Here is a 24649-nt window from a genome sequence, read left to right as displayed (position 1 = left end):
ACCTTGATTTAAACGGAATTAGACCAATTTGAAACATTAGTGAAACTTTGCAATCATTTTGTGTTTATAAAGCGCTTTAATTATATAAAAACAGAGCGGAGAGAGGCGGTTAAGAGCTGAGCATTATCGTGACCTAGCCTTGAATGTGTACTTGGCATTGTAGGATGGGTCGGGATAAGCGGAATCTCTTGCCTCATGCAGCTCGACTAAAAAAACAGAGCGGAGCAAAGCGGTTAGCTCCCGAGCATATCGGAGGTCGGCCCTCAATGCGACCTTAGCATCGAGGAGTGGACTTGGATAGGCGGAAGGAGTTGCTTTGAGTAGCTCGACTAAGAACCACCTCAGAAGCTCGGCTAAAAATCACTTCTCGCTCAAACTTTACTGATTCTTTACACAACCAGCATTCAGTTGTTACGTTGACAGTTTATTCTAAAGACAGTTAGAAAATAAGCAGTTAAAGAAGGGTGACTGATGAAAAAGAATAAATTACTATTAGGTTTCATGACCACTGTACTAGGATTGACTCTAGTGGCTTGCGGCGGCAAGCAGACCTCTGGCGAAAGCAACACGAAAAAGGCGGAAAAGGTGACGATCGTTGGTTCGACGGCACTGCAGCCGTTAGTTGAAAAAGCAGCGAGTCAGTTTGAAAGTGATCATCCAGGTGCCAATATCACAGTTCAAGGCGGCGGTTCAGGGACTGGTTTGAGTCAGGTTCAGTCCGGTGCCGTGCAAATTGGAAATTCAGATATTTTTGCGGAACAACAGTCTGGCATTAAGCCGAAACAGTTAGTGGATCACCAGGTCGCGGTGGTAGGGATGGTCCCTGTCGTTCATCCGGGTGTTGGGGTTAAAGATATTTCCATGGAGCAGTTGCGACAGATCATGACTGGTAAAGTCACTAACTGGAAACAAGTTGGCGGTAAGGATCAAAAAATTACTGTGATCAACCGGGCACAAGGTTCTGGGACCCGCGCAACCTTTGAAAATGCGGTCTTTAAAGCTGGCGATAAGGCTTTGAATGCCCAAGAACAAGACTCTAACGGGACGGTCCAAAAAATTGTGGCGCAAACACCAGGTGCCATTAGCTACTTGGCCTTTTCATATGTGAACGACGATCTGCAGGAACTAGCAATCGACCATGTTAAACCAACTTATAAAAATGTTGCCACTAACCAGTGGAAGATTTGGTCCTATGAGCATATGTATACTAAGGGGCAACCGAAAGGAACGGCCAAAGCCTTACTGAAGTATGTCTTGTCTGACAAAGTTCAAAAAGGTTTGTTAGATAAACTTGGTTACTACAGTGTTCACCAGATGCAAGTTAAGATGAACCCAGATGGAAAGGTCGTTCAAAAGTAAAAGTCTGTTAGTGAAAGCAGTATTTAAATTTTTGAGATATCAGGTAAAGTCGGCTCAGCGATGGGGCGGCTTTTTCTACACTTGAAGAGGTTTTGCAGTATCAGTTGGATTTAACTTGTGCTGGCTATCAAGCACAGTTGCAACAGGAACGCCAGGCGACGCTGCATGTTTAGGTTGAGTTATATTTTAAAATTTATGCGGAACATCAAACTTTTTTTGATGCGTTGCTAGATAATGGATTACTCAATATTTTGATCTAGTCATCTTTACGATATATGAGGATCTTACGGCAGAATCAACAGCTGCCCGAGCAAAAATATTCTGTCTACTCTGATCCGTTTGTCGCTGGTGGCTTACAACAAGTGTTAGTTGCTTGGCACCAACAAGCACCAGCCCAGCGAGTCTCACTGGAAAAATTGATTCAAATTACCGAGCAATTACTGCAAATCAATGATGTGCCAGAGCGTTAAAGTTAGTAGGGAAAGCGTTGATGATTGAAAAAGTTTAAAAAATGCTTGCTTTCTTAAAAGATTTGACTTACTATTAGTAAGTAAACGAAAGAGAAGAGGAAATTAAGATGAATATTATAGCATGGATCTTACAAGTATTATTAGCACTATTATTCTTAAACTCAGGTTTTTCTAAGACCTTCCAGTACAATAAGAAGGAAGACGAATTGAAAAAGATGGACCACTTGGAATCAGGGAGTTTCATCAAATTTATCGGGACAGCGGAACTATTAGGCGCTATCGGCTTGATCTTGCCACAAGCATTAAACATTTTGCCTGTCTTGACAGCATGGGCGGCAGTTGGTCTGGGTATCGTGATGTTAGGTGCGATGTTCACTCACTTACGTTATAAGGAATATCAAAGCTTTGGTTTTACTACCACAATTTTGATTTTACTGATCATAATCGCTGTTACTAGATTCTAAGTAATGATGAAAGAAGCACACTGTTGGCTGTGCTTCTTTTTTTGCGCCAAATTCTGGGTAAAAATATTGGTTGTTTGCGGAAATCGAAGTGGACCAGGTCGGGTAGACTATGTCCGTGAATGGAGACAAAGTAGACATCAGCAGCAGAAAAGAGTTTTCTCAAGAAAAATGGCTCGGATGTTATACGTGGCAGGCGGTTTCTGGTAGAATAGGGGTAAGCAAATGATGTTGTGTTGCGAGCCGTTGAGTGAAACACAGCTCATGGTCGTGACGATTAGAGTTATCGTAGTCGAGCTCCGAGAAACAGCAAGTTCCGCCGATTCCTGCCCAGTCTTCAATGCCGAAAACGCATTAAAGACCAGGCTCAAATCGTGCTCGCTTGCTCCCGTTTCTCTCCGCTCTGTTATCGTAGTCAAGCTGCGTGAGGCAAGAGATTCCACTTATCCCAACCTGACCTTCAATGCCAAATACGCATTCAAGGCCAGGTTACGATAATGCTCGTCTCTTAACCGCCTCACTCCGCTCTGTTATCGTAGTCGAGCTGCGTGAAACAGAAAGCTCCGCCCATCCAAACCCAGGAACCAATGCCAAGACCGCATTAGTCCCTAGGTTCCGATGGTGCTCACTTTCTAACCGTTTCACTCCGCTCTGTTATCTTTAGGAGGCTGATTTCATGTTAAAACTTGGTATTATTGGTACTAATTGGATCACTGAACAATTCGTGCACGCTGCCCATGAAACCGGGAAGTGGGAACTCACCGCCGTTTATTCTCGGACACTCGAAAAAGCTAATCAGTTTGGCGATAAATTCGCAAGTACTTCCGAATTTTTTGATAACTTGGATGACTTTTTTGCCCAAGGGAGTTTTGACACGGTCTATATCGCCTCACCCAACAGTCTGCACTTCGAACAGGCCAAACAAGCTATTCTTGCAGGCAAAGATGTGATCGTTGAGAAACCTGCTTGCTCCAACCCGTTTGAAATGAAACAATTACAACGGTTGCTAGACCAAAACCCAGACACCTTCTTATTTGAAGCGGCACGCCATGTCCATGAGCCAAACTTTAGAGCCGTTACCAAAGCCGTCGAAGGTTTAAATGTTGTGCAGGGCGCAACTTTGACCTACGCTAAGTACTCATCTCGCTACGATGCAGTCTTAAATGGCGAGGAACCTAACATTTTTTCACCGGACTTTTCTGGCGGCTGTGTCCAAGATCTGGGTGTTTACCTGGTGTATGATGCAATCGTGTGGTTTGGGATGCCGGGTTCTGCCGAATATCACGCTACCATGTTAACTACCGGCGTTGATGGCAAAGGGGTCGCTATTTTGCACTATAACGGCTTTGATGTCACTTTGAATCTTGCAAAAAATGTGAACTCATATTTGCCAGGCGAGATCTATGGTTTGAAAGAAACAATCCGGATGGACCACTCCAGTGACTTAAATGAAGTTTACTTGGACGATGGTGCTGGGAATAAGACTCTCTTGTCAGTACCGCAAGCTGAAAATCCAATGCTCGCAGAAGCCAATGAATTTGCGGATGTTTTGAACGATAAGGGCTCTAATGATGCCAAACAACTGGAAGAAGACTGGCTCGCTTATGCAGTGCAAGTCAATAAGGTCTTGTATGAGTTGCGGCAAAGTGCCCACATTAAATTTAAGGCCGATCGAGTGGCCGAAGAAGTAGAAGAGGAAAATGATGAATCCTAAGTTTGTTGAGGAATTTGAAAAAGAAAAATTTACGGAGCTTAGTCCGATCCAGTCAGCAGTTTATGAACCTTTAGCTGCCGGCAAAAATGTGGTCGGCTATGCGCCAACTGGTTCAGGGAAGACTCTGGCATATACCATGCCGTTGTTAGAAACCTTGTTGCCAAAAGATGGAACCCAACTATTAGTGTTAGTGCCATCTCAAGAACTAGCCATTCAGGTCAATAATGTGATGGGCCGATTTGCGTCCCTGTTGGGAATGAAGTCGATCGCAGTAATTGGCGGGGCCAACGTTAAACGGCAGTATGAAAAATTAAAGAAACGGCCAGAAATCGTGGTCGGAACACCTGGACGAGTCCTGTCTGTGATCAATGAAAAGAAACTCAAGATGCACCAGTTAACTGCTTGTGTGATCGATGAAGCCGACCAAATGTTAGCGGATGAAGAGTCATTGGCACTTTGTCGCGAAATTGTCGGTCATGCCAAAGCTGACGTACAAGTAGCATTCTTCTCAGCCACTGATTCAAAGAACTTGACCGACGTCCACCACTGGTTTGGTATCGAGCCGGAAGTGATCGACGTTCGCCAAATCGACCAAACGCAGGGCCATGTGGTCCACTATTTGATCGAAAGCCCCGTCAGAAAACGGGTCGACATGTTGCGCAAGTTAGCCAATTTAGATGATTTTGCTGGGCTAGTCTTCTTTGATTCGACAACTCAGGTCAAAGACGCGGCCGAAAAGCTGGCTTTCCAGCACGTCGCGGTCGGCGAACTCAGCTCCGGTCAAAGCTCGCAACAGCGTAAACAAGCGCTGACCAAACTACGCAAACGCCAGATCAAGCTCTTATTAACGACTGATGTGGCTGCTCGCGGTTTGGACATTGTGGCTTTGCCTGCAGTGGTCAACTTCGATGTTCCGCGCGACTTGAATACCTATATTCACCGCAGCGGCCGGACTGGTCGAATGGGGGCTGAAGGGGTTGTGATCAACCTGGGCAATGACCATGATTTGCGCCAGTTTAAGCAACTTGCTCGTGACGAAGGCTATGACTTGCAAACGGGTTATGTTTACCAGCACCAGATCGTGACTGATCTGGCAGCGGCCCAAGCCGAAAATAAGCAGGAAAATAAACCATCAAAGAAGAAATCCAAAAAGGTGCGGGCACAGCACAAAGAAACACTTGCTGCTGAAAAGAAGCAGGCTCAAGCACCAAAGCACAAGAAGAACCGCAAACGTGACCGTAAGAATAAGGGGAAGCCGAAACACAAGCAGCATCAAGAAACACCCACTTCTCCTAAAGACTAAAACTGTTAAAAAAAGCCTGGTGACAGGTTAGAAAATGAGGTGGTCTGAAATGAGGACTTCGATCAAACTTAATGTCTCGGCGCAGTACTTTTTCCAGCGTCTCGTTGATACCAGGCTCTATGATATTTACACGGCCACGGATCATTGGCTGACGCCAGACCAGTTACTCGGGTTTGCCTATTTGACGGAGGATGGTTCTGGCGAGGCTTGCCAGGTGAAAATCACCCAACTTTTGCCAGGCCTTAGTTATCACTATCAAAGTAAAAAAGCAGCGGAAGTGATCAATACCGCTTATGAACTGGAACCACTGGCAAAAAATCAGGTCCGGGTAGTCTTTGACCAACAGGTTCGGGCAAAAAATCCCCTGCAGGCGGTCAAAAATAAAGTGACGGGTGTCTTACTAGATCACCTGCGCGCTAGTAATTTAAAACGGGTCTTAAAACAGCTGGAAGTTGGCTATTAAAATCCTTGATCCTATTGACTTTATGGCTTTTGAACCGCTATACTATTAAAGGTTGGTTGCATGATGCGTTTGTAGCTCAGCAGGATAGAGCAACCGCCTCCTAAGCGGTAGGTCATCGGTTCAATTCCGATCAAGCGCATTCCTTTAGAAACGGTATGGCTGCACGTTGCAGCGATGCCGTTTTTTTAACATCAACGACCAGTTTAGCCAGCTTAGAATTCAAGGTAATGGAGTGAACGCAATGAAAAAAATTAAAGTAATGACGGTTTTTGGTACACGACCAGAAGCGATTAAAATGGCACCGTTGATCAAAGCAATGCAGCAACGGGCCACTGAATTTGAACCAATCACAGTGGTAACGGCTCAACACCGTGAAATGTTGGACCAGGTCTTAGAAATTTTTGATATTCAACCCGACTATGATTTAAATATCATGCATGCTGGTCAGACTTTAAATGACATTACGACGGCAGTTTTACAACAGCTTGATCAAATTTTAGCTGAAACTGACCCGGATATTGTCTTGGTCCACGGTGATACGACGACAACTTTCGCAGCCGGCGTGGCCACTTTCTACCGGCAAAAAACGTTGGGACACGTTGAAGCGGGTCTGCGAACTTGGAATAAATATTCACCATTCCCAGAAGAAATGAACCGGCAGATGACGGACGTCTTGAGTGACTTATATTTTGCACCTACGACCCAAAGTCAAGCTAATTTGTTGCAGGAAAACCATTCGGCTGACCAAATTTTTGTGACTGGCAATACGGCGATCGATGCCTTGAAAGAAACGGTCCAATCTGATTACCAACATGAAATTTTGGATCAAGTTGACGCTGACCATCGCTTGATCTTAGTCACCATGCACCGCCGAGAAAATCAGGGCGAACCAATGCGCCAGGTCTTTCATGCGATGCGTGAAGTCTTAGAGGAACGGCCAGATGTTGAAATCGTCTATCCAGTGCACTTGAGTCCAGCAGTGCGTGCGGTGGCCAATGAAGTCTTTGGCGACGTCAAACGCGTGCACTTGATCGACCCGCTCGATGTGATCGACTTCCATAACTTGTCAGCTCGTGCCTACTTTATCATGACCGATTCTGGCGGTGTTCAAGAAGAGGCCCCATCACTGGGTAAACCCGTCTTAGTGTTGCGGGATACCACGGAACGCCCAGAAGGAGTGGCAGCAGGGACGCTCAAGCTCGTTGGGACTGACCATGATCAGGTTAAAGCAGAAATGTTGCAGCTACTCGATGATCATGACAGCTATAAAAAAATGGCTGAAGCCTCAAATCCTTATGGTGACGGCAATGCCTCACAACGGATCTTGGATGCGATCAAGTACCACTTTGGTGAATTAGAAGCACGTCCCGCAAATTTTGAAGTAAAATAATCTGAAAGCAAAAGGCGCTCTCTTCTAAAAAGAAGGGGTCGCCTTTTTTGCGGTGAATAAAATATTGTGCACTAGGAGATTGCTAGTTATCAATTTTTGTGGACCAAAGATTGGCAGAATAAGGTCCACAAAATTAGCCGTCAGTCAGTGGTTTTTCGGGTTGAATGTCCAGCCCAGTAATCGCCCTTTAGTCCTAGTTTTATCATGATTCGTCGAATGCGTTTCCAACCGAAATGCTGATTGAATCTTTCATTAATTTCACTGGTCAAGCGACGATAACCATAGGTCCCGTTAAATTCATGAAAAAGCTCTGGAATAATAGTTTCTAACCAGTCATTGTCTAATTCACGTTGATTTTTTGGCCGGGGAGAACGCTGGCGTTGGATCCATTTATAGTAAGCTTGCCGAGAAATACCGGCGATCCGACATAGTTCCTGGATTGGAGCTGAAGTTTCCCGATGATAAGTGAAAATTGCCTGATATTTATGTTCGTTGTTACTGCTGTTGGCTGAACTTTGAGCAATTAGCCGTAAAAGTTCTGTTTTAATTTTGGCATGTTGAGCTTGTTCCCAAGCAAGTTTTGCCGCGAGTTTTTCTTTGTCAGCCTTTGTTAGCGGCAGTTGTTTAACGAGATTTTTACCACGGCGGTCTTCTAAACCAGCGCTTCCCAGTTTCTGGTATTTCTGGACCCAAGTATAAATTTGTTGGTAAGAAGCTTGGTATTTAGTACTAGCCTCTGTGTAGCTATAGTTATTTTTGAGAGTCTCTTTGACGATTGCGAGTCGTTGAGCGTGGGTAGTTTTTCTGCCATTTTTCATTGTGGTCTTCCTCGTTTTAGTTTGATTAAGCGGAACTTTGAGTTAATTTTAACAGAAATTCAGCAAGCTGTGACCAAAAAAGCACCAGCCGTGAGTTTCAGCTGGTGCCGTACTAATTTATCCGTGTTGGCGACGATGTTTGATGGTCCATGTTCCCAGCAGACTCAACGCTAACAAAGCGAGCCCGGCGAGCGACAGTGTGCTGCCTAGCTTAATTCCGGGCAAGTGGTAGGAGAACGTTACGTGGTGCGTGCCGCGACCTAACTTGACCCCCAGAAAAGCGGTGTTCGTGCGCAAAACTGGTTGTTTTTGACCGTTGACCTTGACCTGCCAACCGCTTGAATACGGGATCGTCGAAGTCAAAATTCCGGGCTTTTTAGTCGTGATCGAACCAGTGACCTTGTCAGCTGTCAGCTTTAAGTGCCGTAAACGTTGACGCTGCAACTGCTTGACTTGCTGCCCATAAGCCGAGTCTTTGCCTAACGGGACCGCCACAACTTTCAGGTCAAAGCTGTAGTGACCCAGTTTCGTAGGCGTCAGTGTGACAGCTTGCGGCAAGGACTGCTTGAAGTAGCCAACGTTCATCATGCCGTCGGTGACATCCTTGTAAAAGGACAGGGTGCTTTGCTTGGGCTGGTCGATCGTTTCGGTGCCCAGAGCCGAAGAAACTTTCAACTTGAAGCTTGAGTCGGGCGAGCCCTGCAAAACATGATACCGTAGATACTTGTAATAGTTATAACGGTCATTTTGCCCCAGCAGGCCAGACATTCCTTGCGATTTTTGGTGGAGCTGTTCGAGTTTGATCTGGTCTTTAAGTGAGTCTGGCCGATAAGTTAATTTGCTAAATTCCAAGTGCAGTTCCGAGTCCGGATAGTAGTCGGGCAAGTCGCGCGGTAAGACGATCTGGTAGGTTTCTTGACTGTCTTCTTTCGTCAAATGATGCGGATCGACCTCGTTACCACGGCTCGAGATCAGCCGGTAAGGGAGGTTGAATGTTTGTCCCTTGACGCTGGCTTGCGGTAAGTTGTGCGCAGTCTTGGAGCTGACCTTGACGCCGCTGATCAGGGCGCGTTCTTTTTGACTGACCGTATAGTGGCGCTGCTGGCTGGCCGTGAAAACATGGTCTTGCCAGTAAAAGAGCGGCAAAGCTTGGTCCGTCTTGTAGCGGCGTGCCTGCTGATCGTGCTGGTGGTTGCCGTTCGGGTCGGTCACTAAGGACGACATTTTGTCTAAATAATAGTTGGCTGGGATCTTTTTGAAATTATCTTGATTGAGCCAATTGAAAATGTAGCGGACGCCGAGAAAATTGCTTAAAATTGTGCGATCGTCCACTTGGCGTAACGGAACATTGGCATCATATTGAATATTGCCCATTTGTTCTGAAAAGTCGCCCACAAACTGATTTTGTACCGAATAATAAGACGAAATTGACGTAGCCTGACTGGGCAAACTATTGTACAGGTGGTAACCGCCGCCAAGATCAAAGTTTTCGCTAGTGGTTGAGATCCGGTAGCCGCTTTTTTGGACCGGCGCTAATTTGTCAGCCAAGCCAGCATAGGTTTGGTGGCGTAGTTGCTGGTAAGTTTTCGTCGGCAACATTTCGTTGGCATAGCCGCCATTATAGGGTGCGGCAAAGTAAATCGCGTTTAATGAAACATTGGCCAAAACGACCCACAGTAAAAAGCGTTGCGGGTCACGGACCGTACGAAAGTGAACTAGCAGCAAGGCAGCTAGACTGACAAACAAAAAGATGAACGGAATAAAGATTTTTTCATCATTTTGAAAATAGTAGGTCATAGCGATCACAAGCGCATAAATGCCTAAGCCGCCAGCAAATAATTTGATGGTTCGGTCGGTTAACTGCCGGAGTTCTTGGACGAGTACGCAGGTCGCTAAGGCTAAAGGCAGACACAATAATAAGGTCCAGCGGTTGGATGGAGCCATCCCGCCATTAAATAGTGCCCCGAAAAATGGGAAGAGCAGCATTACGAAACTCAGCCCAAAGGTCGTCGTCAACAACGGATATTTGCGACAGTGACCACAAACAAAAATTAGTGCAAAAAAGACGAGACTGGCATAGCCTAAAGCCGACCAGAAATAAAAGTCCCTGTTCCCCCCATTAATGAGTTGGGCGGGCAAAGCCAGGTAATAGTAGAGCGGATACAGTTTCAGGCCATTTGCAAAGGAGCTCGCTGCCCGGGTGGAATGAGTAACAGCGATGATCTCAGGGACTAACATGACGGCTGAAACCAATAAACTGGTGACGGTCGCCCAGGCTAGTTTGCCCAAAGCCTGCCAGTAATTTAAGTCGTGTAAGTAATAAAAACCGACCCGTAACACTAGGTATAACAGAGTTCCAAGGCCGAGGACAAAGGCAAAGTAGTAATTGCTGACCAGCATCCAGATAAAAGCACCAGTTAACGGCCAAGCCGACTGACCTTGTAAAATTTTCTCGACGCCTAAAACTAGCAGCGGAAAAATAATGAAGGGGGTCGTGAAAAAAGGTTGAGCCGCGGCTGAATACAACAAAAATGCATTAAACATGTAGACAAGTGACCCGGTCAACAGGGCATTTTTACTGAAGTTAAAGTGGGAGGCCAAAAAAAGAAAGGCTAATCCCGCACAAAAAAGCCGCAAGACGATCAGCCATTGATAAACGGTCACTACCTGAGCCACTGGAAATAAGAGCGTCAGGTAGGCAAAGATATCACCTAATAAATAATAGGAATAGACCGAAAAATTATCCGTGCCAAGCCCCATTTGATAGGACCACTGCGATAGTGAATGGGTGTGCCCGCTGAGCAGCTGTCCTAGTCCGCGACGAAAGTTTTCCAGTAAGGGCAGGTGCTGGTTGGCCCCATCGAGTCGCCAGATCAAAGAATGACCGCTCAGCAAATAGGTACCAAACATGCAGGCCGCTACGACCAGAAAGAGGAGCAAGTAGTCGCGATATAAATTTTTGATATGATGGTGCTTAACTGCAAAATCCACGAAAAAAACCTCCAATACATTCTTTAACATTGTAACCTAAAAAGGCTGCCAACAAGAATGAATGGGAGATTTTTAATAGATTTTTTCTAAAATTTGCTGACACTGAAAATTTCTGGCAAATAGTGGTGCAAGTTGGTATATGGGTTACTTTGAAGCCAATTTTGATTGGTTCGCGCTAAAAGCGTCGCATTTTTCATCGCGACTCCAACACGATTCAACAAAAAAGCGTCATATGGTTGACCTTTGAACTTTTGATAGTCTGTAGCGAAAAAGTTTTTGCCTGAAAGCTTTTTGACTAACTGGGCTGGAGTATATGATGTTTCAAAATATTCGAAGTGTAACAAGATCCACACTTCAAAATTAATACATGAAAATAAGATTTGAAAGTGATATTGCTTAGCTAATTTTTGACATTGGCTGAGTTCAGCATTTGTAAGTGCATCACGGTCGAAGACAACATAGACTTTTTCATGGTGGCGATCTTTTTCCATCCGCCAGGCTCCGTCTAATAGACTCAGCCCAGATTTTGCCATGGATTTAATCATGATTTTTTGGGGACTGACATTTTTTCTACTGTATTTTCTAGCTAACATTTGGAAATATTGTACTTCTGATTGTCCTTCACAATATATGACAGTGCTTTTCTTTTGTGGGAGACCACGCGATTTTCTGCCCATTTTTATTCTCCTGATTATTTAGAGCCGCTAACATCTGAGCTGCATCAATGTTTGGGATGGAGCCGAAGTTACCAGCAAGGTATTTTTTCATTAAGCTGATGCCGGAACGCGTGGTTTTCCTGCTATCCTGAAAGTCGAAGATAGATTTTAAGTCACTACAGCCACTGAAATCTTTTTCGACTAAATAAAGTTGGTCAACTCGAACGGGACAATCAAGTAGTTGTAATTCATGAGTTGTTAAAATAAATTGATTTAAATTATTTTTTGAGTTAAAGATTTTGATTAGGGCATTTGATAACTCAAAGTGTAATGAGTCATCAAACTCGTCAAATAAGAGAGTTTTACCGCTGCCATTTAACTGAGCAAAAATAATGAAAAGAGCAATCCAAAAAACTTTTTGAGTGCCGCGAGATTCATGAGTGAGTGGAAGCTCTGTCGTGCTGAAGACTTCTCCGAGTGAGTTATAAATCTGGTGGACAGTTAGAATTTGATAAGTTGGCCGGGTCGAATTTAACTGAGATTCGTTCAGATTAAAGGCGCTGGTTGATTGAGTCGGTGCAAATTTAGCCGTTTTAATGTCAGTAATGTGGATATCAGCAAATTTTAAAAAGGCTAATAATTCTGTTTTAACTGGTGGTCGGTCGATTAACTGAATTAGCTCATCATGTCGTTCGGGTTGAATTGTTGAAACAAAAATTAAATCTTCGGCAAACCACCGTAAAACACTTTTAGCATAAGGATCATTTGCATTTTGAGCTGTATATAACAGTAAGGAATTCTCTTTGGTGTGTTGTGCAACATTTTTTAGCTCCTGTGGCAAAATTAGAAAGTCCTGGTAAGACCTTTCAAAGTAAATTCGTGCGGTAGTCTTTTTGACACGGGTTAATTTTTCGTAGCAAATTTCTTGAGCAGTGTATGCAAATTCGTAGGTGAAGGTTTCAGCTTGATGGTTAAATGTCACTTTAAAGTGAGTTGGTGTTGTCTGTGAATCAATGGCAAAAAGATAGGGCTGATAAGCTAGGCGCTCGGTGACAGTTGCCGGATCGTGCAACACCATCATTTGCATGCGGCGTAAAGCGACTAATAGATTAGTTTTGCCAGAACCATTAGGCCCAAAGATTAACAAGTTTTTTAATAATGAATAATTATTTTCCTTGAGGGTATTGGTATTTTTAAAGCGACTTAATCTTTCGCCAGTTTCTGCAGAGAGTAGTGCTTCTTCCTTAAACGAAGCAAAGTTAGTGACTGAAAAATCAATTAGCATGGGAAGACTCCTTTCTTAAATATAGTAACGCTTTCAATAACATTATTATACTACCAAATCACATGAAAGTGTGAACTGCTTGGACATTTATTTGAAAAAAGTTCTTTTTCTTGAGTTTAATCACGAAAATTAAAAAAGCCTAACAACCACTGACGGCTAGTTAGACTTGTTAATAATAGTTATTTATGAGTACTCTTAAAAATCAAAAACTTACTAAAGAAGTAGTTGATGATGACCACGACGACTTGGTCTAAGAGCTTGGTGAGGTTTTTGTCGATCTTTAAGACAGAAACACCGAGTCCCATGATGGCTGCGTCGACGAGCAACGATAACCCACGGTAAAAGAAAAATTTACCCATTTCGACCCAAAAGGCACGAGCGGTGGTGAATTTGGATCCAAAGACCCAGACCTTGTTGGTGAAAAACGCAAAGAGCACTGACAATAACCAGGCAATCACATTTGCCAACTGGTAGTAAAGGTTAAAGACCGTCCCAAAGACGTAGAAAGCCACGATGTTGATCAGGGTGGTCAACACCCCAAAGAACAAATAGGCAATCACACTTTGATACTTAGTCCAGAGCTTTTTGATCAACGTCATTTAACTTGGGCCTTGTAGGTTTCAACTAGCTGTTTGCTGAACTGGTCGATGGCCGCAAGATCTTCGTCGGAATCTGGGGCTAAGTTAATTTTTAAGTCAGGTGCGCCTTGAATGGCATGGGCCTCTTTCATGGCTTGACTAAAATCATCGACTGCAGTGCAGTAAAAGCCTTCATAGAATGTATCACCGGAACCAGCGACACCATACACCTTGCCAGTTAGATCGGCATCTTCTTTTAAGTCATCATAAAAATCTAGGCCCTCATCTGGTAAGGCACCTTCATCGTAGGTATATGGGCAGATCACACATAAATCAGCTTGTTCAAAGTCTTCAATTTGTGCTTGGGAGATCTCGATTTGTTCAATTTCAAAACCTTGGTCTTCTAAATTATCTGAGATAATATCTGCAATGTCTTCATTGTTTCCTGTAATTGTGGCGAAAACTACTTTTGCCGTTGGCATGTCAGATCCTTCTTTCACTTTTAATATCAAGAGCTATTATAGCAGATTATTGAAGAATTTCATCCATACTGAGGGAAAATTAACCATTAATTCGACTTATGAGCTATAATGGGGGAGAAATGCTGTCGAAATGACGCTGTTAGTACAGTAAATTGACAGGCAAGCATGAACGACTAGTCTTTGGCAAATGGCAAAGGTCAGTCGAAATAATTGGAGGTACTTAGTAATGATTACATTAAAATCACCGCGAGAGATCGAGGAAATGGCCAAGTCCGGTGCGATTTTGGCTGGAATGCACAAAGGGGTCAAGCAAATCCTTCATCCAGGGATGTCGAGCTGGGAAATTGAAGAGTTCGCTTTGAAGTATTTTAAAGAACATGATGCGATCCCAGAACAAATTGGCTTTGAAGGCTACAAGTATGCCACTTGTGTCAGTGTCAACGATGAAATTTGTCATGGTTTCCCACGCAAAAATTTAATTTTAAAAGATGGCGATTTGATCAAAGTCGATACAGTGGTCAACTACCATGGCGCAATGAGTGATTCTTGCTGGTCATACGTGATCGGTAAGTCAACCCCAGAAATTGACCGCTTGATGGATGTCACTAAAAAGGCTTTGTACCTTGGAATTGATCAGGCGCAAGTCGGCAACCGCATCGGTGATATTGGTGCTGCGATCCAGCACTTTACCGAAGATGAAAATGGCTATGGCGATGTCCGTGAATTTATTGGTCATGGCATTGGGCCAACGATGCACGAAAGTCCAAACGTGCCGCATTATGGTGAAGCAGGCAAGGGCTTGCGTTTACGTCCAGGAATGACGATCACGATCGAACCAATGATCAACATGGGCGGCTGGGAAGCTAACATGGATGATCCAAATGGTTGGACTGCACGGACAGCCGATGGGAGTTTGTCATGCCAATTCGAACATTCGATTGCGATCACTAACGATGGTCCGGAGATCTTAACTTCGCAAGATCCTGAATTTGACGCGAAATATTTGTTTTAGCAGGCGGAACCGGTATAATAAGGACTGATGTGACTTACGTTTACATTAATAAGTGGACTTGTTACAATAAAATCATAATTAATCGGCACAGTAATGATTTGCTGTTGCTAATGGAGGAGCTATTTAATGAAAGTTAGAAAAGCGGTTATTCCTGCTGCAGGCTTGGGAACTCGTTTCTTGCCGGCAACTAAGGCTTTGGCCAAGGAAATGCTACCAATTATTGACAAACCAACGATTCAATATATCGTGGAAGAAGCTAAGAAGTCAGGCATCGAAGACATCTTAGTCGTAACCGGAAAAGGTAAACGTCCAATCGAAGACCATTTCGATTCTGTCCCTGAATTGGAACAAAACCTCCGCGAAAAGGGCAAGACCGATTTGCTGAAATTAGTTGAACAAACAACTGACATTAACTTGTACTTTATCCGTCAGTCCCACCCACGTGGTTTGGGTGATGCCGTCTTGATGGCCAAGGATTTTGTGGGCGACGAACCATTTGTTGTCATGTTAGGTGATGACATCATGGAAGACAAGGTGCCATTGACTAAGCAATTGATGGACCGTTATGATGATACTCACGCTTCAACTTTGGCAGTGATGAAGGTGCCGCATCAAGAAGTTAACAAGTACGGTGTGATCGACCCTGCTATGCAAACGAAGCCTGGTTTGTACGACGTTAAGCGTTTCGTTGAAAAGCCAGCGGTTGACAAGGCCCCATCTGACTTGGCAATTATTGGTCGCTACTTGTTAACACCTGAAATCTTCTCAATGTTAGAAACACAGAAGCCGGGTGCAGGTAACGAGATCCAGTTAACTGATGCCATCGACCGTTTGAACAAGATCCAACGCGTCTTTGCCCATGAATTCAAGGGTGATCGTTTCGATGTTGGTTACAAGTTTGGCTACCTGAAGACTTCGATCGAGTTTGGCTTACGTCATCCAGAAGTTAAGGATGAATTAGCTGCTTATATCAAAGAACTCAGCAAGAAATTAAAATAAATCATTGAATGAGAAGCTTCCGCTGTGGTGGGGGCTTCTTTTTTTGGATAGAGGAGGATAGCTGGTCCCGTTTAGTAAAAGTAGGACCAGCTATCGGTAATACGACCGTTGTTTCAGTAAAACGACGACCGCAAAGTGAAATGCAATCGCTGTTTTACCAAAGCGACGACCGCAAAGTGAGATGCGACCGCTGTTTTATTAAAACAACGACTGCAAAATGAGATGCGACCGCTATTTTATCGAAACAACGACCGCAAAGTGAAATACGTGCGTTGTTTTACCAAAACAACGACTGCAAGTTGAGGGTTCAAATACTGTTTCTCCAAAACGATGTCATCCAGTGTCACAATGTCCATCACTTTTCCAAACTCATTTCCCAACACCCAGCAACTCACCAGTTAAGGCCTAGAAAAGGGTCGTGTTTCTCTCCTAGAAAATGATTCTGAAGATTCTTCCCTACTATTTAACTGCGTTTTAGTGTAAAATAAAAAAGGTAATATTTTTTGTGCATTAGTGCGAAGTACTCGGAGCCGCTACTCTGATTCACGTACTAAACATAACTAATAATTAGATTAGGGGAGTACTTTCATGAATAAACAGAAGAAACACCTGCATTCCAAACAAAAGAAAATGTTGAAAAAGTTTAGCTGGACCATTCTGGGACTCGTGGTCGTTATCGTTGCTGGGCTCTGGGCTTGGAAAAGTCCGGTCGTTCAAAGTCGGGTCCAGGCTTCATTTGGTGATAATGCCGCTTATCAAAAAAAGGAATATAATCGGCAACGAGCTCTTGCTAAAAAGAAGTATGGCCAGTCAGAATCTAGTGTTAAAGAAACGAAGGCTAAGGCCCCAGCTAAGAAAACAACCGCTAAAGCGGCGAAGTCTAGCACCAAAAAAGTCACTAAGTCTGGCAAATATCTGACGATCGTGGTTAAGAATGGTGAATTTCTATCAACGATTGCCGAAGATTATGGGACAACTGTGGACGAACTGATTGAATTAAATGACTTAGAAAGCCGTGAAATTTCAGCGGGAGTTCAGCTAAGAGTGCCTGATACTGGAAAACGTCCAACGGAACAAAGTAACACTCAACAAGTAGAGACTCAATCAGCCGAGACATACACTGGCAATGATACTGAGACAGCAACTCAGGATAATACGTCGGATGAAACGACAGGGACAAACGAAACAACTCAAACGGAGACGACAGACGCTTCCGTTGAATAAAGAAATAGGATGTGAACTCACTGCATGGCTCACAGTAAAAAGCTTCAGCCCATTAAAAAATTTATCAAACTGATCGTTGCGGAGTTTGGCGAGGTCAATTTTGGTAATACTGCAATCGTGATGGCCTACTATGTATTGTTGGCAATTTTTCCGCTACTAATTTTTGCGGCCAATTTATTGCCATTGTTGGGTTTAAAGGCGGGAAATTTGTTGCCATACCTCAAAGTTGCCTTTCCCGCAGCCGTCTATAGTACTTTAAAGCCAATCATCATGGACTTTTTGAATAATAGTTCTGGTGGTTTAGCTTCTGTAACCGGGATCTTAACGATTTGGTCGGCTAGTCGTGGAATTAACACTTTGAAAATGTCGATCAACCAGGTTTATGGTGTCGAGGGATATGACAATGCAATTACCAGTCGGATTTTTTCGTTTTTTGCGATTTTAGTTTTTGGACTGTTAGCTATCGTGGTTTTCTTGATCAATAGTTTTGGACAGTTAGTTTTAGATTATCTGGCACCAATTTTCCATTGGAATTTAGGGTGGCTCGATGCGTTCAGCAAATACAAAACCTTTGGGACTTTCTTGGTGCTAGTGCTGGTCATGCTCTTTTTGTATGAATTCTTGACCAACGCTAAAACGCACATGCGCTTTGTCTGGCCAGGGGCATTATTTGCCGCCAGCGGTTGGATGTTATTGACCCAAGGCTTCTCGATTTACCTCAAGTATTTTGCCAAATCAGTGCTGAGTTACGGAACGATCGGAACCTTTATCGTCTTGCTGTTTTGGCTAAACTTTTCCAGTTGGGTCGTCTTGTTAGGGGCACTGCTAAATTCGACTCTGGAGCGGTACCACTACGGTAAAATTGAACCCAAACGGACTGCAATTAAACGGTTGTACGACAAGGTCGATCCAACCCATAAAAAAAAGTAAGCTAAAAAGCCTAGTTCTCATAGTTGAGAGCTGGGCTTTTGCTTGTCAAATAGATGATTCTTGGTTATCTTTTTCTACTTGGTCTGCAATGAAATTATTGATCAAATCACCACCGAAACCTTTCCGATATAAAGCCTGCCGCACTTTTTGCATTTGTTCGCGTTGGCTATACCGGCGATTTTTACGCCACAGTTTGGCACCTTGTTCATTGATGGCGGTTTGTTCTTCATCTTCGTCTGGCTCAAGGGCTAATTCGTCCATCACGACGGTGATTACGTCGCCAGCGAAGCCTTTTTGCATTAGCTGTTGGCGGATTTTATTGGTCTTAGTTCGAAATGATTCCCCGTGCAGGTGCTGGGCATTTTTTTGGGCTGCTTTAAGTCCATTTTCAATTTGCTGCTCAGGGGAAAATTCAGTGAGTGCTTCTTCAATGTCATTGGCAGACACGCCTTTTTGCCGTAACTTATTTTTAATCACCGTTGGGCCTTTATCCGAAGTGTTTGCCATCGTGCGGACAAAACTTTGTGCATACTGCAAGTCGTCTAAGAGGTGCATTTCTGTTAGTTTGACCAGTGTTTTTTCAATGTCAGCTGGTTCAATTTCATTTTTGCGGAGATGGTCTCTGATTTCTTTGGTAGTGCGCAACTGGTGTGCAAGGTAGTTCAGCGCTTTTTGATAAGCCTTGGACGTATTGTCCGCTTCTTTTAGATCAGCAATTTCAGTTGGGGTCAGTTCGCGGCCTTTACTTAAGCCGAAGCGAATTAAAACATCTTCGCCGACGGGGAAGGCGTATTTGTTATCCAAATAGATATTGTAGCGGCCTTTCCGTTTTTGTGCTTTAATGAGGGTGATTGTTTGTGTCAAAATGGTCCTCCCTTACAAATTAGTTTGTTAAGTATCCACATTATAATATGGAAAGTCGGAATTTTCCATCCGCGTCGTGTTATAATCAGGAACAGTATGTTAAAAGTGCGGGAAAACTGAGGAAACTTAATAATGCTCCAGTTCTCTCGAGTTGCTTCGCTCTGTTTATTAGTCGAGCTCCGTGAAACAGAAAGTTCCGCCTATCTAAGTCTAACCTTCAATGCCAAGAACGCATTAAAGGTCGGGCTCCGATAGTGCTCGCTTTCTCCCGTTTCACTTCGCTCTGTTTATTAGTCGAGCTTCGTGAGGCAAGAGATTCCGCTTATCCCGGCCCAACCTTCAATGCCAAAAACGCATTAAAGGTCAGCCCAGGATAGTGCTCGTCTCTTAGTCGCCTCCCTCCACTCTGTCAAAAAAAGGAATTTAAAAATATGAAAAATAATCAACATGCACCACAGCACCACCAAAATAATTCGCACAACAACCGGAAGTTCCAACACTCCCGCAATCAAGGTAAGGGACTCGAAGGACAAGTTGTCTTAGTGACTGTCAAACGCCTCGGTATTAATGGTGAAGGAATCGGATATTATAAACGCAAGATCATGTTTATTCCCGGGGCCTTGCCGCATGAAGATGTCTTAGCTCGGGTGACCGTCGAAAAACAACGTTACCTTGAAGGTGAGCTGGTTCACGTGAAGAAAGTCAGTCGTGACCGTGTTAAACCGGTAGACCACTATGACGTTGGCGGAATTGAGCTCGAACACCTCGCTTATCCAGCGCAACTGAAGTTTAAGCGTGATGTCATCAAGCAATCGCTAAAGAAATATCGCCCAGCTGATTATGAGGCGTATGATTTGAAGAAAACTTTGGGAATGGAAGACCCATACCATTATCGGAATAAGTTGCAGTTTCAGATTCGTGCTGGTGAGCACGGCAAGATCGAAGCCGGCTTGTACCGCCCAGATAGCCACGATTTGGTAAACTTGCCCACCTTTGCCACTCAAACTGATTTGTCGATGGCAACGATTCGGCTGATCTGTGATTTGTTGGCCAAATGGAAGATCGAACCCTACCATGAACGACAGGACATGGGAGTGATCAAGACTGTGGTGATCCGTGAATCATTTGCGACTGGCCAGTTGCAGGTCGTCTTGATCAGTCGAACACGCAAAATTCCGCAAGTCGATCAGTTTATCAAGGACTTGGTTGCCAAACAACCAGCCGTAGTCTCAGTCATGCAAAATGTGAATTCCCAGAAAACTTCCTTGATTTGGGGGAACAAGACTGTGCGGTTGTACGGTCAAGACCAGCTCGTTGAAAAAATTGGCGATGCTGAGTATCATTTGTCAGCACGGGCCTTCTTCCAGTTAAATCCGGTGCAGACTAAAGTTTTGTATGATCAGATCAATGCCGCCTTGGAACTCGCAGATGGCGATGTCTTGATCGATGCTTACTGTGGAGCTGGAACGATTGGAATTTATTTGGCACAAAATGCCAGTGCTGTTTATGGGATGGATATTACACCAGAAGCCATCGATGATGCGCGCCAGAATGCTAAGTTAGCTGGCTTGAATAATGCTCATTATGAAGTTGGGACCGCACAAGAATGGCTGGCTAAATGGACTGCAGCCGGCGTTTCTCCTGATGCTTTGGTGGTCGATCCGCCACGGACTGGCTTAGATGACCAGTTGATCCAGACTATTTTACAATATTTACCAGGTAAATTTGTCTATGTTTCTTGCAATCCATCGACGCTGGCCGCCGATTTGGTGCAATTATCAGAGGCTTACGATGTGGACTACATCCAACCGTTGGATATGTTCCCGCAAACTGCTCGGACTGAAGCCGTTGTCAAATTAAGTTTAAAATAAAAAATAAGTCGTGTGCATAAAAGTCAGTGAATTGCTTTGTGCATTGCGGCTTGTTTTGCTATAATTAAAGTGATTTCGGTGTATTTGACACCGGTGTTTATGGAAAGCAGGGAAGTATATGCGACATTTCAGTGGACCCAAGGAAGGCGAGTTCATTACTTTAAAGAGTTATAAACACGACGGCAGCCTACACCGGACTTGGCGCGATACAATGGTCTTAAAAACTAGTGAAAATGCCCTGATCGGCTGCAATGACCATACTTTGGTCACTGAGTCTGACGGACGGCGGTGGTTGACACGTGAACCAGCTCTGGTTTATTTTCACGCCGATTACTGGTTTAATATTGTGACTATGATTCGCGACAATGGGATCTCCTATTACTGCAATTTAGCTTCTCCAGCTGTTTTAGATAAGGAAGCATTGAAGTATATCGATTATGATTTAGACGTCAAGCTTTTTCCCAATGGTGAAAAGCGGCTGTTAGACGTCGATGAGTATCAGGAGTTCGGTGCGCGCTGGCATTATTCGGCGGAAACAGATAAGATCTTAAAATATAACGTCCGGACATTAGTCGACTGGATCGACCATAAAAAGGGCCCGTTTTCGCAGGAATATGTTGAAATATGGTATAACCGTTACCTCGAGTTATCGCGGCGACAGTAGCACCATCGTAGTGTTTAGCACAAAAAAGTCTCTGGCTGATAGCTGCTTGCTGATCAGCGGGGGCTTTTTTGTCGTTGCAGTTAGATTCTATGCCGCTGATGAATTGTTAGCCAAAGAAGCGGCGGGGAGGTCGTCTTGTTGTTGATATGACGTGCTCTAATGGAAAAGCGACTGAGCAAGATAGCAACGAGACTTGATCTGCACCACCATTTCGCCAAATTTTTAACGAAAACTTAGTCACAGCTCAATGCCCGATATTGCTAGGACAAAAGCCCGTCCAGCCGGCTTTTGACTGGGTTAAAATTGCTAGGTACGTAGAAGTATGGTATTGTTACTTCTGTAAAGCAAGTTCAAGATAATGAAAAAATAAGAATGGGATGAAACGTTAATTATGACTAAAAAAGTTGCTGTCTTAGGTGCTGGTTCTTGGGGAAGCGTGCTTGCCAATGTTTTGGACGAGAACGGACACGAAGTTGCCTTGTGGACCTATAAGAGTGCCCAGGCAGATGAAATTAACCACCAACATACTAATAGCAAGTATATCCAGGATTTACGTTTTTCTGATAGTTTACATGCAACAACTGACCTGCAAGAGGCGTTGCATGATGCTGATGTGATCTTATTTGTCGTACCAACTAAAGCGGTTCGTGAAGTGGCTGTTCAGGTCTGCGACATTTTGCGCGCGACGAATCAAGCACCGCTCTTGGTTCATGCCAGCAAGGGTTTGGAGCTGAAGACTTATAAACGAATCTCCGAAATTATCGCCGAAGAAATTCCGGCGGGCTATAATCAGGGGATCGTGGCCTTGTCTGGCCCAAGTCACGCTGAAGAAGTGGCGCACCACGATTTAACCTTGATCACAGCGGCCAGCGAAGATTTAGAGCTGGCCAAGCAAGTGCAAGACCTGTTTATGAATGACTACCTGCGGATCTACACGAACACCGACTTGATCGGGGTCGAATTAGGGGCCGCCTTCAAAAACATCATCGCTTTAGGTGCTGGGGCTTTGCACGGCCTAGGCTACGGCGACGATGCTAAGGCAGCTTTGATGACTCGGGGACTGGCTGAAATCAGCCGTTTGGGTGTGGCTTTTGGGGCTGACCCATTGACCTTTATCGGCTTATCCGGCGTTGGTGATCTGATAGTTACATGTACTAGTGTCCATTCCCGGAACTGGCGGGCAGGGGACCAGTTAGGTGCTGGTAAAAAACTCCCTGACGTGATCGCCGATATGGGGATGGTGATTGAAGGAATCAACACCTGCAAGGCTGCCTACGAATTAGCGGCGCAAAAGCAGATCGAGATGCCGATCACGAATGCCATTTACAATGTTTTGTACCAAAAAGCAGATATTAAAGAAGAAATTGGCAACTTAATGACCCGTCAAGGTAAGTCTGAAGCGACTGCCCAGACTTTCTAGGTCAAAAGTTTCTGAGGACCGACCAAAATGATGTGAGCCTCGACTGTCGCCGTGAGTTTTATGCCGATAGTTGGGGCTTTGTTGTGACAAATGGTTCTGCCAAGCTGGGTAAAACTGTGGCCTGGTAATTGACAGAGCATAGAGAGTTGATTAGTATTTAACTTAACCGATTTTAAATTTCAGGGAGAGCAAAATGGCTAAAATTGAATTAAAGTATATTACAAAAGAAAGTCCCTTAATGATCGACAAAAAAGAGCGTAACAAGGGTGTGGTCCATACCGCAGAAAATGACAACTTCTGGCAATTACGCGGTGTGACCTTAAATGTCAACGATGGCGAAGCAGTCGGGATCGTGGGCTTAAACGGTTCCGGTAAAGGAACTTTGCTGCAAGTGATCAGTGGGCTGACCAAGCAAACGACCGGTTTTATTACTTGCAATAACCGGATCAATCTGGCTTCAGCGACCCATGGCCTCAATAATGAGCAAACAGGACTTGAAAACATTCGGACGCAAATTGCAGCTGCCGACATCGATAGTTTTAAAGGCGACCACTTAACGAACGGAATCATTAATTTCTGTGAGTTGGGTCAGTGGCTCTACCGACCAGTGAATGAGTATTCGGTGGGGATGCGCGCCCGTTTGAGCCTGGGGATCGCCTTATATTTGCAGCCGGAGTTAGTTTTGATCGATGATTTATTTTTCTTATTAGACCAGGACTTTTTCCAAAAGACGGCCGACCGAATCCAACGTTTAAAGGATTTAGGCGTGTCATTTTTCATTAGTGATTCTCGCGGGTTAAACGTGGAAAACTTCTGTGAACGGACAGTTTGGCTGCAATTTGGGGAGCAACAAGACTTTGGCCCCACAAAAGATGTCTTGCAACAGTACCAATATTTCATGGATTACTACTATGGCCTGAGTTTGCCGGAACAAAATGACTACTTAGCCAAGCAGCAAAAAAAGCAGGTCGAATTTGACATTAACCGCTTGTATGAAGAGTTTAAAGGAGAGCAATTTCAACAAGGCTACACTAGAAAAGACGAACCGCGCATGCGCAAGGCGTTCTTTGTCGAGCATGGTGTAGACCCTGTCAGTCAAAAGACTAAAGCAACTGCAACGGCTAAAGCAACACCAGATGCCATCAAAACGCATCATGGTCGCTGGGGCTGGATAGTCACGGCTATCGTGGTGATCTTAGTAGTTGGCGGCTGGTGGTTTGCAGAAAAGAGCCAATTTAGTCTGACCCACCGGCAATCAGCTGAGTCTTCCAAATTAGAGTCCAGAAAGCAGGCTGATTCAAGTTCGCTCGCAGTAGAACTTAAAAAGTCGAGTTCACAACAGACTGCTGCCAAAAAGGTGCAGGAAGCTTCCAGTACAAAGCAGGCAAGTTCGGCAAAAAAAGCTAGTGCTAGTTCTGCCAGCTCGGCTAGTTCGTCGTCGGCCTCATCTTCGTCATCGTCTTCAGCCGAGTCAAAAGAAGAAACACAAACAGTTAATGTGGGCGATGGTGAAACGATCGGTGAGTTAGCCCAAAAATACGCAACGACCGTTGAAAAAATTCAAGAATTGAATGATATGGGCTCAGATGTCAACCTAACTGCAGGAGATACTATCCGAGTACCAAAATAATTTGTTGAAAGTGTTTGAGATATAGTATAATTGAGTGATATAAACTTTATTATTGGAGTGGTGGA

General features: G+C 44.2%; 22 protein-coding genes and 1 tRNA gene. 16 read left to right on the top strand and 7 right to left on the bottom strand.

The annotated features are described in order from the left end of the window. The first annotated feature begins 471 nt into the window (after positions 1-471). The 8 genes from LPAF129_RS01215 to wecB all read left to right on the top strand — a co-directional run bounded on the left by LPAF129_RS01215 (position 472) and on the right by wecB (position 7160). Positions 472-1359, top strand: a complete 888-nt coding sequence (locus LPAF129_RS01215; RefSeq protein WP_244054216.1) for a phosphate ABC transporter substrate-binding protein PstS family protein — start codon at positions 472-474, stop codon at positions 1357-1359. Between the two features lie 275 nt (positions 1360-1634). Continuing rightward, positions 1635-1829 (top strand): hypothetical protein, encoded by a 195-nt coding sequence (locus LPAF129_RS01210; protein WP_244054214.1) that lies wholly within the window; start codon positions 1635-1637, stop codon positions 1827-1829. A 107-nt stretch (positions 1830-1936) separates the two neighbouring features. Continuing rightward, on the top strand, positions 1937-2293 hold the full coding sequence (locus tag LPAF129_RS01205) for a DoxX family protein (protein ID WP_244054213.1): 357 nt from the start codon (positions 1937-1939) through the stop codon (positions 2291-2293). A 673-nt stretch (positions 2294-2966) separates the two neighbouring features. Then, the gene (locus LPAF129_RS01200; RefSeq protein ID WP_244054211.1) at positions 2967-4004 is read left to right on the top strand and encodes a Gfo/Idh/MocA family protein; all 1038 of its coding nucleotides are present in this window, start codon (positions 2967-2969) and stop codon (positions 4002-4004) included. Further along, positions 3994-5307, top strand: a complete 1314-nt coding sequence (locus tag LPAF129_RS01195; protein ID WP_244054209.1) for a DEAD/DEAH box helicase — start codon at positions 3994-3996, stop codon at positions 5305-5307. Before LPAF129_RS01200 ends, LPAF129_RS01195 begins: the two co-directional genes overlap by 11 nt. A 49-nt stretch (positions 5308-5356) precedes the next feature. Beyond that, positions 5357-5770 carry a DUF3284 domain-containing protein gene (locus LPAF129_RS01190; protein ID WP_244054207.1) on the top strand — a complete coding sequence of 138 codons (414 nt, stop codon included), beginning with the start codon at positions 5357-5359 and terminating at the stop codon, positions 5768-5770. Positions 5771-5835: 65 nt separating this feature from the next. Continuing rightward, positions 5836-5909, top strand: a tRNA-Arg gene (locus LPAF129_RS01185). Between the two features lie 102 nt (positions 5910-6011). Continuing rightward, positions 6012-7160 (top strand): non-hydrolyzing UDP-N-acetylglucosamine 2-epimerase, encoded by a 1149-nt coding sequence (gene wecB, locus LPAF129_RS01180; protein WP_244054205.1) that lies wholly within the window; start codon positions 6012-6014, stop codon positions 7158-7160. 140 nt (positions 7161-7300) lie between these two features. Here wecB and LPAF129_RS01175 read toward each other — a convergent pair whose 3' ends face one another. From LPAF129_RS01175 to LPAF129_RS01150, 6 genes are all read right to left on the bottom strand, one after another. Next, positions 7301-7978, bottom strand: a complete 678-nt coding sequence (locus LPAF129_RS01175; RefSeq protein ID WP_244054203.1) for a helix-turn-helix domain-containing protein — start codon at positions 7976-7978, stop codon at positions 7301-7303. A gap of 117 nt (positions 7979-8095) precedes the next feature. Next, on the bottom strand, positions 8096-10969 hold the full coding sequence (locus LPAF129_RS01170) for a YfhO family protein (protein WP_244054201.1): 2874 nt from the start codon (positions 10967-10969) through the stop codon (positions 8096-8098). An 86-nt stretch (positions 10970-11055) separates the two neighbouring features. Then, positions 11056-11562: an RloB family protein gene (locus LPAF129_RS01165; protein ID WP_244054199.1), complete on the bottom strand. Its 507-nt coding sequence runs from the start codon at positions 11560-11562 to the stop codon at positions 11056-11058. 28 nt (positions 11563-11590) lie between these two features. Beyond that, positions 11591-12910 (bottom strand): AAA family ATPase, encoded by a 1320-nt coding sequence (locus LPAF129_RS01160; protein WP_244054197.1) that lies wholly within the window; start codon positions 12908-12910, stop codon positions 11591-11593. Positions 12911-13089: 179 nt separating this feature from the next. Next, a complete protein-coding gene (locus LPAF129_RS01155; RefSeq protein ID WP_244054196.1) occupies positions 13090-13509 on the bottom strand; it encodes a GtrA family protein in 420 nt (139 codons plus the stop codon). After that, positions 13506-13970 (bottom strand): flavodoxin, encoded by a 465-nt coding sequence (locus tag LPAF129_RS01150; protein WP_244054467.1) that lies wholly within the window; start codon positions 13968-13970, stop codon positions 13506-13508. The genes LPAF129_RS01155 and LPAF129_RS01150 overlap by 4 nt, the downstream gene beginning before the upstream one ends. A gap of 226 nt (positions 13971-14196) precedes the next feature. Between LPAF129_RS01150 and map the strand changes: the two genes are divergently transcribed. From map to LPAF129_RS01130, 4 genes are all read left to right on the top strand, one after another. After that, positions 14197-14982, top strand: coding sequence for a type I methionyl aminopeptidase (gene map / locus LPAF129_RS01145; RefSeq protein WP_244054193.1), 786 nt, complete (start codon positions 14197-14199; stop codon positions 14980-14982). A gap of 126 nt (positions 14983-15108) precedes the next feature. Continuing rightward, positions 15109-15981, top strand: coding sequence for a UTP--glucose-1-phosphate uridylyltransferase GalU (gene galU / locus LPAF129_RS01140; protein WP_244054191.1), 873 nt, complete (start codon positions 15109-15111; stop codon positions 15979-15981). A 588-nt stretch (positions 15982-16569) separates the two neighbouring features. Next, positions 16570-17205, top strand: coding sequence for a LysM peptidoglycan-binding domain-containing protein (locus LPAF129_RS01135; RefSeq protein WP_244054189.1), 636 nt, complete (start codon positions 16570-16572; stop codon positions 17203-17205). A gap of 24 nt (positions 17206-17229) precedes the next feature. Beyond that, on the top strand, positions 17230-18135 hold the full coding sequence (locus LPAF129_RS01130; protein ID WP_244054187.1) for a YihY/virulence factor BrkB family protein: 906 nt from the start codon (positions 17230-17232) through the stop codon (positions 18133-18135). A 45-nt stretch (positions 18136-18180) separates the two neighbouring features. On the opposite strand, the gene recX is transcribed toward LPAF129_RS01130, so the two are convergent. Further along, positions 18181-18999, bottom strand: a complete 819-nt coding sequence (recX, locus tag LPAF129_RS01125) for a recombination regulator RecX (protein ID WP_244054185.1) — start codon at positions 18997-18999, stop codon at positions 18181-18183. 431 nt (positions 19000-19430) lie between these two features. Here recX and rlmD point away from each other — a divergent pair, with 431 nt between their 5' ends. From rlmD to LPAF129_RS01105, 4 genes are all read left to right on the top strand, one after another. Beyond that, entirely contained in the window at positions 19431-20870 is a 1440-nt protein-coding gene (rlmD, locus tag LPAF129_RS01120; protein ID WP_244054183.1) for a 23S rRNA (uracil(1939)-C(5))-methyltransferase RlmD, read from the top strand. A 118-nt stretch (positions 20871-20988) separates the two neighbouring features. Beyond that, entirely contained in the window at positions 20989-21534 is a 546-nt protein-coding gene (locus LPAF129_RS01115) for a DUF402 domain-containing protein (RefSeq protein WP_244054181.1), read from the top strand. A gap of 391 nt (positions 21535-21925) precedes the next feature. Further along, positions 21926-22954 (top strand): NAD(P)H-dependent glycerol-3-phosphate dehydrogenase, encoded by a 1029-nt coding sequence (locus LPAF129_RS01110; protein ID WP_244054179.1) that lies wholly within the window; start codon positions 21926-21928, stop codon positions 22952-22954. A gap of 193 nt (positions 22955-23147) precedes the next feature. Then, complete coding sequence (locus LPAF129_RS01105; RefSeq protein ID WP_244054178.1) at positions 23148-24584, top strand: ATP-binding cassette domain-containing protein; 1437 nt, start codon at positions 23148-23150, stop codon at positions 24582-24584. Positions 24585-24649: the final 65 nt, after the last annotated feature.

This window comes from Ligilactobacillus pabuli (assembly GCF_022836475.1).
Taxonomy (GTDB): domain Bacteria; phylum Bacillota; class Bacilli; order Lactobacillales; family Lactobacillaceae; genus Ligilactobacillus; species Ligilactobacillus pabuli.
Note: the sequence above shows the minus strand (reverse complement) of the source record. Positions and strands in the feature narration are given on the sequence as shown.